This is a genomic window from Burkholderia singularis (genome assembly GCF_900176645.1).
In the GTDB taxonomy this organism is placed as follows: Bacteria; Pseudomonadota; Gammaproteobacteria; order Burkholderiales; family Burkholderiaceae; genus Burkholderia; species Burkholderia singularis.
The window spans coordinates 127,548-139,826 of the sequence record NZ_FXAN01000072.1; the positions used below are offsets into that span (position 1 = coordinate 127,548).

Genomic DNA, 12,279 nt, shown 5'->3' on the forward strand with positions numbered 1-12,279 from the left:
TGTCTCGTGAGTGAAGTTCATATATTACGCGACGAACTCCGCCCATTCCCATGCTCCCGGCGTCGACAGCAACTTTTCGACGAGCCGGAAGTTCATCTCATGGCTCGGCCGCCATGCCGATACGCGGGCGAGCAACGGCGCGCCGGCAAGCGCGAGATCGCCGATCAAGTCGAGCACGCGGTGCCGGACGAATTCGTCCGGTTGCCGCAAGCCGCCGACGACGCGCTTGCCGATGATCGACGCGGTGCATGACGGCCGCGCGCCGCGCAGAATCGGCACGCCGCGCAGATAACCGGCAACGATCGCCGGAATCGCCCATTTGATGCGCCCGTAAGATCGCGACGGAGCGATCTGCGTGGCAAACACGTCGGGCGTCAGCACGCCGTGCCAGTGCATGTCGCCGAAGCCTTTCAGATCGTTGCGCACGCTAAGCTCGTAGCGCTCGGCGGGCTCGATGCGCATCTCGCGCCGTGCCGCGCCGGCGCCGTGCGCCTCGACGACAGGCTTGAGCACCCGAATGAAGCGCTTCGGCGCGGGCAGCGCCGCGCGGCCGCAGGCGCGCAGCGCATCGACCCACGGCTGCGCGCTGCCGTCGAGAATCGGCAGTTCTTCCGCATCGAGCTCGACGGTCGCATGGTCGATCTCACACGCGAGCAGCGACGCGAGCAGATGCTCGATGGTGCGCACGCCGACGCCGTCGGCATTGCGCAGCATCGTGCATAGCGGCTGCGCGCGTCTCAATGACGGATCGGCAGCGAGCGTCGCCAGCTCCCGGCCGCCTTCGAGGCGGCGGAACACGACGCCGTGCGCGCGCGCGTCGGCGGGCAGAATCCGGACGTTGACGCGGCGCCCGGTGTGCAGGCCGCGTCCCGCGATAGCAAGCTCGCGCGCGAGCGTGCCCTCACGCATCTGCCAGCCGGCCGGCGCGCTCATGCGGTCAACGCAAGCGGATTCGGCGCACTTGCTGCCGCCGCGCCCGCAGGCTCGGCGCCTCCGGCTGGGCTCAGCATCGCGTCGCGCGCGGCGCCTTCGAGCCCGTGCTGCTCGACCAGCGACGCGCGGCGTGCCGCTTCGCCGTCGAACGCGGCCGACGCGTTAGCCGCGCCGGCAATCAGATCGACGATACGCTCGGCCAGCGAATGCACGGTCGCGCCATCGGCGATCGCCATCACCGACAGCTTGACTTCGAACGTCTCCTCGATCGCCATTCCAAGCTCCATGCCCATCAGAGAATCCATGCCGAGATCGAGCACCGACCGATCGAGCGCGATCCGGTCGGGCGACAGATGCAGGATGCGCGCGATCTGCGCGCGCAGATTGTCTTCGACGGTGCCGATCGCGTCGTTGCGTGCCAGTGCCTGCACTTGCGCGCGCAAGCGCGTGCCGCCTTCGCGCGCGGGCTCGCTCGCGCCGAACGCCCGCAGCAGCGCATACCGGCGCGCGCCGGCAGCCGGCATGCCGCGCGACACCGCCTGCCAGTCGAGCCGCACCACGGCCTCGCCGGCTTCGCCTGCGCACAGCACCCGCTCGAGCGCGGCCAGCGCCTCGCCAGACGTGATCGACACGCCGCCGATCCGCGCCTGCAACGCGTCGCGCGTGTCGGTGTTGCGCGCGAGGAAGCCGACGTCGTCGACGGGCCCCCACGCCATGACCGTGCCCGCCAGTCCGGCCGCGCGGCGCGCGGCCACGAGCGCTTCGACGAAGCTGTTCGCGGCAACATAGCTTGCCTGCCCCGGATTGCCGAGATAGGTCGTCACCGACGAATAGACGATGAAGAAATCCAGCGCGAGATCGCGCGTCGCGCGATGCAGGTTCCACGCACCCGCGACCTTCGGCGCGAGCACCGCGTTGAAACGCGCGTCATCAAGATTGCGCAGCAGCCCGTCGTCGATCTGCATTGCCGAGTGCAGCACGCCCTTGAGCGGCGTGCCGCGTGCGCCGATTTCGCCGACCACGCGCGCGAGCGCCGCCGCATCGGTCGCATCGCACGAGACGACGTGCACCTGCACGCCAAGCGCATCGCGCCACTGCGCCGCCTCGTCGTGCAGCACCGGCTCGAGCGTGCCGCCGCGGCTCGCAAGCGTCAGGTGCCGCGCGCCGCGCGACACCATCCAACGCGCGCTCGCAAAGCCCAGGCCGCCGGTGCCGCCGACGATCAGATAGCCCGCGGCCGGATCGAGCCGCAGCTCGCCGGGCGCCAGCGCGCTGCTGCGCGCCGGCGCCGGCGTGCCGGCGGAGTAAGTGACCAGCACCTTGCCGATCTGCCGCGCCTGCTGCATATAGCGGAACGCATCCTCGACGCGCGAGGCCGGAAAGGCGCGATACGGCAACGGATGCAGCGCGCGTTGCTCGAACAGCGCGATGACCTCGCCGAACAGGTGCGCGGTGAGATCCGGCCGCGCGTTCATCAGTTGATCGGCGTCGATGCCGAAATAGCTGATGTTGTTGCGCAACGGCCGCAGGCCGATCTGGCTGTTCTCGTAGAAATCGCGCTTGCCGAGTTCGAGGAAGCGGCCGAACGGGCGCAACGTGTCGATGCTGCGCACCATCGCCTCGCCCGCGAGCGAATTGAGCACGATGTCGACGCCTTCGCCGTGCGTCAGCGCGAGAATTTCGTCGGCGAACGACAGGCTGCGCGAATCGAGGACATGATGCGCGCCGGCAAGACGCACGAACTCGCGCTTCTCGTCGTTGCCCGCCGTGGCGAACACCTCCGCGCCCAGGTGACGCGCGATCTGAATCGCCGCGATGCCGACACCGCCCGCCGCGCCGTGCACGAGCACCCGCTCGCCGGCGCGCAGCCGCGCGAGTTCGGCGAGCGCGTAATACGCGGTGAAGAATGTCGTCGGAATCGTCGCCGCTTCCTCGAACGACAACTGCGACGGCTTGTGCGCGAGCGCCGAGGCGCGCGTCCTGACGCGTGTGGCGAAGGCCGCGCTCGCAAAGCCGAGCACGGCGTCGCCCACCGAGAATCCGTCGACGTCGCGCCCGACGCGCACGACGCGTCCCGCCAGCTCCATGCCGATCGTCGCGCCGGCGAAGCCCGATTCGACCGCCTCGTCCGACAACAGGCCCATCGCGTACATCACGTCGCGAAAATTCAAGCCGGTCGCAACCGGTTCGATCTCGACTTCGTCGGGCTCGAGTTCGCGCGGCGGCAGCGCGAACCATTCGAGATTGCGCAGCGATCCAGGCGCATCGAACGCGAGCACGGCGGCCGGACGCACGCCGAGCGTATCGGTGCGCGCGTCGGCTTGCGCGGCACTCAGCATGCGCGGCACGAAACGGCCCTGCGGCGTGAGCAGCACCTCCTCTTCGTCGTCGTTCGCGAGCAATTCGCGCACCAGCGCATCCAGCGGCAACTCGAGCGCGGGATGCACGTCGATCAGTTGACACGACAGCTCCGGATGCTCGTTCGCGAGCACCCGGCCGAGCCCCCAGAGCCCGGCCTGCGCCGGGTTCAGCGGCGCGCCTTCGGCCTCGAACGGCGCGCCGCCGCGCGTGACAATCGACAGCCTCGCGCTCGCGGTGGCATCGACGACGCATAGCTCGCGCACGAGCCGCGCGAGCGAAACGACGCCCGTTTGTTGCGCGCGCATCAATTCGTCGCCATCGGCATCGTCGGCCACTGCCGCGTCGGGCGCGACGAACACCAGGTGATGCGGCTGCGCGGGCGATGCGAGCGCGACGATTTCCGCCACGCGCTCGAGCGGCACAGCTTCCGCGTAGCAGCCGGTGCCGGCGAGCGCGCTGGCAAGCGCCGCGCATGCATCGTTGTCGTCGCCCGTCACGACGAGCCAGCGCTCCGCATAGGCAGCGGTATCGAGGCTGTCCCACACGGCGCCATCGAGCGCCTCGCGATCGTCATGCGCCCGCGCCGCTGGCTTGCGCGCGACGATGAAAGTCGGCACGCCTTCGAGATCGAGCGATTGTTCGAGATAGCGCGTGACGTCGATGAAACCCGCGTGCGCGAGCAACGATTCGATCTCGCCCGGCGCGGCGCACGGCAGCGGCGACGCGGACGTGGCGCCGGCCGCGTGCGCGCCGCCCGAGACGACGGCAAACACGATATCGGCGAAACGGCTGCCGCTTTGTTCCGTTACGACGACGATGCCGCCGGGCGCCAGACGCTCGAGCACGACCGTCACCACGGCAAGCGGATCGGACCGCGCGCTGAGCGCACGGTCGATGACCACGATGTCGAACGGCGTGCGGTCATCGGTCGAGAATGCGAAGGCGTCGCCGGTCTGAAGCGCGATCGTTTGTACCGACGGGTACGCATGCGCATCGAAGCTTGCGAGCTGACGAGGCGTGCCGGCAATCGTGTAATCGCAGCGCACCGCGCTGGGCACGACGCCGAGCGGGCGCAGCACGTCGCGGCCCGGATCGCCGATCTCGAGCACGCGCAGCCGGCGCGGCAGCCGCCACGTCGCGAGCGCCTCGTCGACGCATGCCGCCAGCAGCGCGTGCGCGTGGCTCCAGGTCGGCGACGCGTCGAAGAAGTGATCGACGAGGCTGTCGCCCGTCGACGACAGCGGGCGCGACGCCGCTTCGCCGCGCAAAACGGCCGGCAGCGTCGCGCCGCAGTGCGCGAGCAAGGTCAGCTCCGCGACATGGCCGGGCGACTCGGCGATCAAGCCGCGCCAAAGTTCGTCGAGCGCGGGCAGCAGCGCGCACGATTCGTCATTGCGCACGAGCCGTGGGCCGTCCCAGTGTGCGAGCCCGTCCTCGACCAGCATCGCCGCAAGACGGGCGACGAGCGCCGCGCGCTCGCCCGCCAACGGCGCAGGCTGCCCGAACGCGCCGGTTGCATCGAGCGCCGCCAGCGCGTAGCCGCTCGCGAGCACGTCCAGAAGCGGCAGCATCTCGGTCAGGTGACGCGTGCGACGCGTGAAATCCTCGCGCGACGCAAGCGACGCGAGCGCGCGCTCGACGAGCAGCGCCGGCGCGGGCAGCACGCTTGCATCGAATGTGGAAGGCAGCGGCTTCGCGTCGAGCGCATAGACAAAGCGCGCGGGCGGATTGAGCCGCCGCGCGACCAGATCGATACGCTTGAAGCGGCATCCGGCAAGCCGGGCGACGATCGCGTCGGCCGCGTCGAGAAACTCGAACGACGCGACGATCGAATGCGGATTGCGCCGCTCGATGCGCGCCAGCACGCGCACGATCGCGTCGCCGCGCAGGTAATCGATACGGCCGAGATGGACCGGCACGTATGCTGCGGGCAGCGCGCCTGCGTCGGCCCGGGTTCGGGCTCCAGCTTCGGCTTCGGCTTCGGCGGCACGCTGCACGAGCAGCGCGAACAGCGGATGGAACCCGCTGTCCATCAAGGCCGGATGCAGCAGATAGTCAGCCCGTTCGAGCGCATCACCGCATGCTGGCGGCGCCGCGACATCGGCGAGCGCCGTGTTGCCCGCGAGCCGCACCGCGCGCACCCAGCGGAACGCCGGGCCATACGCAAGCCCGAGCGCCGCCGCCGCGTCGTACAGTGCCGCGGCGCCCGCATCGGGCCGCGCGAGCAGCCGCTCCATTTCGCCACGCGGCACCGCACTCGACGCATCGAGCGTATTGCCGCTTTCGAGCAGGCGGCCGACGACATTCTCGACCCACGGCGCATCGCTCATCCTGTCGCGCGTCTCGATCCGGAATCTCGCCGTGCGCGGCTCGATCGTGAAGCGGAAGCATTTCGTCTGCTGCCCCTGGAACACTACCGGCGCGCGGATCTCGAGGTGCTCGAGCGCGCAATCCGGCGTGCCGAAAAACGCGCGGGCGGCAGCCAGCGCCATTTCGACATAGCCCGCGCCGGGAAAGGTCGCGCCGCCATCGACGACGTGATCGGCAAGCATCGGCATGCGCAGCGGATCGAGCTCGTTTTCCCACGCCAGCGCGGGCCCGCTCAGCCGGTATCCGAGCAGCGGATGCTCGCGGCGGCGATTGACGAGGTTGCAGCCCTCCGGGCTCGATTCGAGCCAATAGCGCTCGCGCTGCCAGGGATAGGTCGGCAATGCGACGCGCGGCGCGTCGGGCACGAAACGATCCAGATCGACCGGCGCGCCATGGGCGACAGCCGACGCAACCGCCTGGCGCAACATCTGCGCGCCGTCCTGGTTGCGCTTGAGCGTGGGCAGCGTCGTACCGGGCAGCTTCAGCGCGGCGAGCGTCTGCTTCACATAGGTGCGCAGGATCGAATGCGGCGACACTTCGATGAACAGACGCACGCCGCTCGCCGCGATACAGGCGATCGCGTCACTAAAGCGGACCGGCTCGCGAATATTGCGCCACCAGTATTGCGCACCGAGCGCGTCGCCCGTCAGGCGCTCGCCGGTCACGGCCGACACGAAGCCGCCCGAGCCCGCGCGCGGTGCAAGGTCCGCGAGCTGCTTGAGCACCACCGGCTTGATCGGCTCCATCTGCCGGCTGTGGAATGCGTAATCGAGATCGAGAAGCTGAAAGAACTGGCCGCTCGCACGCAGTGCCGCGTCGATGGCCAGCAGCGCATCGAGCGGACCTGCGAGCGTCACGGCCTGCGGGCTGTTCACGCCGGCGATCTCGACGCTCGGCTCAAGCCCCAGCCGCCCGATCAGCGCGCGCGCGTCCGCCTCGTCGAGGCCCGCAGCGGCCATGCGCCCGCTGCCGCGGGTCAGCGCCTGCGCGCGGCTGCGGATTTTGATGACCCGCACTGCATCGGCAAGCGTCAGCGCGCCCGCCGCCCAAGCGGCGGCAATCTCGCCCACGCTGTGGCCGGTGACGGCTTCGAAACGCACGCCGTGCGCGTCGATGACGCGCGTGATGCCCACCTGGATCGCAAACAACAGCGGCTGCGCGTGCTCGGTGGCGGCAAGCCATTCGGCGCTCGCGCCCGCGCGCAGCACGTCGACGAGCGACGCGCTGCCGTCCGCGCTCCAAAGCGCGTCCACTTCGGCAACCGCATCGCGAAATACCGCGTCCTCGTCGTAAAGCTGGCGCCCCATTCCCGCCCACTGCGAGCCGTTGCCGGAATACACGAGCGCGACGCGCGCGTCGTGGCCGTGCTCGAGCGTGTGGGCCGTCGCCACGCATGCCGGCGTCGACGCGCCGGCCGCGAGCGCGGCGAGCGCTTCGCGGCCCGCCGCGACGCTCGACGGCGCAACCACCGCGCGCGCGTCGAACCATTGCCGGCGACGCGCGGCCCCTGCGGCGAGCGCCTGCCATGCGCAACCGCCTTCGAGGCGGCGCAGATAATCCGCGGCCAGCGCGGCGAGCGCCTGCGGCACGCGCGCGGTCAGCACGAGCGGCGCGGGCGCATTCGCCGCACGCGGGCTTGCGTCGCCCGGCTCGATCACTGTCATCGATGCGGCGGGTTCCTTCGCGCGCGCCGGCGCCTCGGTCAACACCACGTGCGCATTGGTGCCGCCGAAGCCGAACGAATTGATGCCGATCGTCAGCGGCGCATCGCGCTCGCCGAGCGGCGTGTAGCGATCGACCACGCGCAGCCGCCCGCCGGCGAAATCGATGTTCGGATTCGGCGTCTCGAAATGCAGCGAGCGCGGAATCGCACGATGCTTGAGGCAATACACGGCCTTCAGCAGCCCCGCCATGCCGGATGCCGTTTCCAAGTGGCCGATGTTGGTCTTCACCGAGCCGATCAGCAGCGGATCGTCGTCCGGGCGCTGCGCGCTGACGACGTCGATCAGCGCGCGCGCCTCGATCGGATCGCCGACCGCCGTGCCGGTGCCGTGCGCCTCGAGATAGACGAGCGAGCGCGGATCGATGCCCGCGCGCCGGTACACGTCGCGCAGCAGCGCCCCCTGCGTCGCCGCGCTGGGCACGCTGATGCCGCCAGGCGAATAGCCGTCCGAGTTCACGCCTGAGCCTGCGATCACGGCATGAATCGTGTCGCCGTCGGCGAGCGCGCGATCGAGCGGCTTGAGCAGAACGAACGCGCCGCCTTCGGCACGCACGTAGCCGTCGCCCGTCGCATCGAATGCGCGGCAGCGGCCGCGCGGCGACAGCATCGACGCTTTCGAGAAACTGACGAAGCCGAACGGATGCGCGAGCAGATTCACCCCGCCCGCCAGCGCGAGTTCGGCGTCACCCGTCTGCAGCGCATTGACGGCCTGATGCAACGCGACGAGCGACGACGAGCACGCAGTGTCGATCGACATGCTGGGCCCGCGCAAATCGAACAGATACGAAACGCGATTCGATGCGATGCTAAGCGCATTGCCGGTTGCCGAATACGGATCGACCGCGCTCAGATCGTCCATGCTGCGATTGCCGTAGTCCGGGCTCGCGACGCCGACGTACACGCCGCAATTGCGCCCGCGCATGTCGGCAGGCCGCACGCCGGCATCCTCGAACGCCTCCCACGCCAATTCGAGCAGCAGCCGCTGCTGCGGGTCCATCTGCGTCGCCTCGCGCGGCGAGATTCCGAAGAAAGCCGCATCGAAATCGGCAACATTTTCCAGAACGCCGGCCGCAAACGTGTAGCTTTTGCCGGGCTCGCGCTTCGACGGATGCCAATAGAAATCCGTGCCCAAGCGCTGTGCACTCACCTCGGTAACGGCGTCGCGCTCGTCGCGCAGCAGCCTCCAGAACTCGTCCGGATTTTGCACGCCACCGGGAAAGCGGCACGCCATCCCGACAATTGCAATCTTTACGTTCATCGTTGCGTCGTATTTTCCGATGCACTTGCAGTGGGGTTGCTCGCTTGCGAGGCTTCGATCATTTGAAGCAGCATCGAACCGAGTTCTTCGACACGCGCATTTCGTCGGCAGGCGGCCGGCGTTCCGAAATTCCGCCAGATAAAGTAGTCGCTGCGTTCAGGTGCAATCGTTAGCTTATCGAAAATATGTGGCAATGCCGGAACGTGATCGCCGTAAAAACAAACGACCGTATCCCGCCGTCGGGCTCGCACATGATCGAGCAGCCGCCCGATCATTGCATCCGCATTTGCGGCGTGACGCAAGTAAACCGTCAAATCGCGCCATGCGGGACCATCGCCGAGCGTGTGATACCGGCCCGATTCGCCCGGCTCGACCGGCTCCAGATGCAGCGGCCCGTGGTTCTCCATGGTCATCGCGAACGCGAAGAGCGGCTTGTCCCGCGGCGCGTCGAGTTCCGCGATCAGCGCGTCGGCGAGCGCGCGATCGGCAATATACGGGCCGGCTCGCGGCGCGTCCTCGAAGTGGCGGATATCGACGAACCGCTCGAAATGCATGAGCGGAAACACGCGATCCCGGCCGAAGAAATCCGCGTAGTAAGGATGCATCGCGAGGGTCCGATAGCCGGAACGCTGAAACCAGCCTGCAAGCGACGCGCACGCGCGGCGCACGAATGCATAGGGATAGAAGCGCGCGTAGCCGAGACGCTCGGACGCCACCCCCGTCAACATCGCGAACTCGGAACGCATCGTATTTGCGCCCCACGCCGGAACCGTAAGCTCTCCGTAATAGTGTGACTCGCGCTGCGCGGCGTCGAAATGCGTGAAGATCGATGGCTCGATGCCTGCGATCACGCGGCGCGCATCGAAGAACGACTCGCTCTGAATCACGATCACGTCCGGGTAGCCGGCGGCCTGCCCGTCGGCGAACGGGCTTAGCGCCGCCGCGCGCTCGAACGCGCGCAATGTCGCCGGCCGCAGCCCGTTCAGCAGATAGGCGATGAACGTGGCGAGAAAACCGTGACGCCGTTGATCGACATTCGCATCCAGCGTGAGCGTCAGACGCTTCGCGAGCACGACGCCGCACGCCAGGCACGCGGCGAGCGCCGCCAGCACGCCGGCAAACGACCGCGCCACCACCGGCGGCTCGGCTATGCATCCCGCCGCAAGCAGCGCGACGCCGACTGCGATCGCGGCGATCTTGCCGGCGCCGAGGAAAGGCAAATACAGGCGCGGATGCGCGAAAAGCTGACTGAAAAGGCTCAAATCGGTGAATACGAACGGCTCGCGCAACGATTCGTACTTCGCATTGCTAACGGCTGCCAGTAGGCCGACGAGCGCAAGCGCGACGAAAGTAGAAAACCACGCGCGCGCGGTGACGGCGAACACGCATACGCCGAAGAACGCGACGGCGAGCACGTGTAATGCGATGGCAGGCAACGGCCGGCGCCACGGCGCGCGCGGTATCGCGAGCGCATCGAGCACGAACGACAGTGCGATTGCAAAGGTCAACGCCAACGCAAGCCCGCTGCTCATCTCAGCGCTCCTCGCGCGGTAGATACGACAGCCGGCCGAGAATGGGGTCCGCGAGCGCGGCGGGCAGCACCGACAGCAAGCGCATGCCGAGCGACAACAGCCCCGGAAACGCAATCTCCGCGCGCCGCGCGGCGAGCCGGCGCCGGATGTGATCGGCGGCCTTGTCCGCCGGCCATAAGAACGGCTTATCGCCCGGAAAGACATCGCTCATCGCGGTCTTCACGAAGCCGGGCAGGATCACCGACAGCGTGACGCCATCGCGCGCGAGCAACGGCCGGACCGAGTCCGCATAAGCCTTGATCGCCGCCTTGCTCGCGCAATAAGCAGGAGAAATCGCCATCCCGCGCAATGCGGCCAGCGAGCTGACCATCGCGATCTGGCCGCGCCGGCGCAACCGCATCCGCGCGACAACCGGCAACACGGTACGCAGTGCGCCGTAAAAATTGGTATCGACAACGGTGGCGATGCGCTCGAAGGTCTCCCAGTCGGCCGCCGAAGCGAGCGTGCTCGCGACGCCCGCGTTCGCAACCAGCAAATCGATCGGGTAGCGCTCGTCGAACTGGATGAGCCACGTGTCGACCTCCCCGTCGTTACGCACATCGAACTGTCCGGCGACGACGAGCGCGCCGCGCGCGCGGCACGCTGCCACGCATTCGTCGAGCCTCGCGCCATCGCGCCCGACGAGCCCGAGCACGACGCCGGGCGCCGCATATGCCTGCGCGAGCGCGCGGCCGAGCCCCGAGCTTGCACCCGTGATGACGACGTGGCGCGGCGCGCCGCTAGTCACGCGCCGCCTCCAGCCGCTCGAGCGCGCCCGCCGTCGCCATTTCGATGCCGGTACGCGTGTAGAAATCGCCGTTGATCTGGGTGTGATGCATGACGTAGTCGAGAAACGCGTGATAGAGAGTCATATCGGGCGGCTCGGCCTGCGTCCAGAAATCCTCGAGACCGCCTTGCCACGTGAGCCCCGGCAGCGCATACACGGCCGCGCCGAGCGCGATCAGCGGGCGGCGGTGATGCAATGCCGACAATCCCACCGTACTGTTGACGACCACGACGCCCGCCGCATGCTCGAGCAGGGTTGGCAGATGGCCCGAGTCGATGAAGCGCACGCGCCTGTCGATGCCGAGTTCCGCCGCGAGCTTGTACGTAAAGCGCCGATAATCGATCAATCCCGTGTCGAGCGGATGGTTCTTGATGACAAGCAACGCATCGGAACGCGCATCCCGTGCAAACGAGCGCATCACCCGCCCGATCGCGTCGCGAATGCCGTCGAACGGCGAATGGACGACGATCTGCGCGTCCGAGCCCAGTTGCAGCGGAAACAAATAATAGGAGCATTGCGTACCCAGCAACTCCTGCGTCACTTTCTCCGCTTTACTGCGATGGCGGCGATACTGCAGTGCGCGCATCGCAAGACCTGCATATTCGACCAAGCCGTTCCTCGGACGATGGCTGCAATAGTGAGGAAAGCGGCTTGCATAAAACGCGTTTGCACTACGATACCGGATATCGTGGAATGTGCGCTCGTAAAGGTTGTAACCGGTTGGCCGCCCCGGCTGGCTCGGCGGCGTGACGGCCCGTTGCTCGACATACCAGGCAGGGTCGCGCGGCAGCAGCGAGCGGCCGTTGACGCCGTGCCGCTCGAGCGTCAGCCAGTGCGGGCGAATGTAACCTTCCTCGAACACGTGCATGCGCAGGCCGCATGCCTGCGCGATCGGATGCATCGGCCGGTGAACCTCGCGACAGTCGCCGAACATAATGACATCGGTCACCCCCTCCGTTCGGACTGCTTGCGAGTACCAGTCGGGCAGTTCGTCGAGCGCGCCTTGATAATCCCAAGCCGCACCCGCTCCGCTGTACAAAAGATCGCCGCCACAAAAATTGACTCGGCGCACCGCGTGCCCCCGCCGGGACAAAGCTTCGGACAACCGGCTAAAAAACGGCGAAGCCGTTCCCTGCAGCACAAGAAATGAGCGAGCCATCGAAAAAAGTCAACCGACGAAATGGACCCGCTCGAGGGAAAAATCGCCGCCGCCCCTCGAAACGAACCTTTTATGAATATTAACGCTGGCACTTGGCTGCTCCTCTTTTCGGGAGCA

Annotated in this window: 5 protein-coding genes; all 5 read right to left on the bottom strand. The window is 67.9% G+C overall.

The window, feature by feature from the left end; translation table 11 throughout:
* Positions 1-24: 24 nt before the first annotated feature.
* The 5 genes from BSIN_RS16340 to BSIN_RS16360 are packed head-to-tail and all read right to left on the bottom strand — an operon-like array spanning position 25 to position 12,162.
* Positions 25-933 (bottom strand): UDP-3-O-acyl N-acetylglycosamine deacetylase, encoded by a 909-nt coding sequence (locus tag BSIN_RS16340; RefSeq protein WP_089341272.1) that lies wholly within the window; start codon positions 931-933, stop codon positions 25-27.
* Positions 930-8,645 carry a type I polyketide synthase gene (locus tag BSIN_RS16345; RefSeq protein WP_089341273.1) on the bottom strand — a complete coding sequence of 2,572 codons (7,716 nt, stop codon included), beginning with the start codon at positions 8,643-8,645 and terminating at the stop codon, positions 930-932. Before BSIN_RS16345 ends, BSIN_RS16340 begins: the two co-directional genes overlap by 4 nt.
* Entirely contained in the window at positions 8,642-10,177 is a 1,536-nt protein-coding gene (locus BSIN_RS16350) for an LTA synthase family protein (RefSeq protein WP_089341274.1), read from the bottom strand. Before BSIN_RS16350 ends, BSIN_RS16345 begins: the two co-directional genes overlap by 4 nt.
* A gap of 1 nt (position 10,178) precedes the next feature.
* On the bottom strand, positions 10,179-10,964 hold the full coding sequence (locus BSIN_RS16355) for an SDR family NAD(P)-dependent oxidoreductase (RefSeq protein WP_069233854.1): 786 nt from the start codon (positions 10,962-10,964) through the stop codon (positions 10,179-10,181).
* On the bottom strand, positions 10,957-12,162 hold the full coding sequence (locus BSIN_RS16360) for a capsule polysaccharide biogenesis protein (protein ID WP_082712106.1): 1,206 nt from the start codon (positions 12,160-12,162) through the stop codon (positions 10,957-10,959). The genes BSIN_RS16355 and BSIN_RS16360 overlap by 8 nt, the downstream gene beginning before the upstream one ends.
* Between the last annotated feature and the right edge of the window lie 117 nt (positions 12,163-12,279).

Bases quoted from the DNA above. Each gene is read 5' to 3' on its own strand.
- BSIN_RS16340 (WP_089341272.1), bottom strand. From the start codon at position 933: ATGAGCGCGCCGGCCGGCTGGCAGATGCGTGAGGGCACGCTCGCGCGC.
- BSIN_RS16345 (WP_089341273.1), bottom strand. From the start codon at position 8,645: ATGAACGTAAAGATTGCAATTGTCGGGATGGCGTGCCGCTTTCCCGGT.
- BSIN_RS16350 (WP_089341274.1), bottom strand. From the start codon at position 10,177: ATGAGCAGCGGGCTTGCGTTGGCGTTGACCTTTGCAATCGCACTGTCG.
- BSIN_RS16360 (WP_082712106.1), bottom strand. From the start codon at position 12,162: ATGGCTCGCTCATTTCTTGTGCTGCAGGGAACGGCTTCGCCGTTTTTT.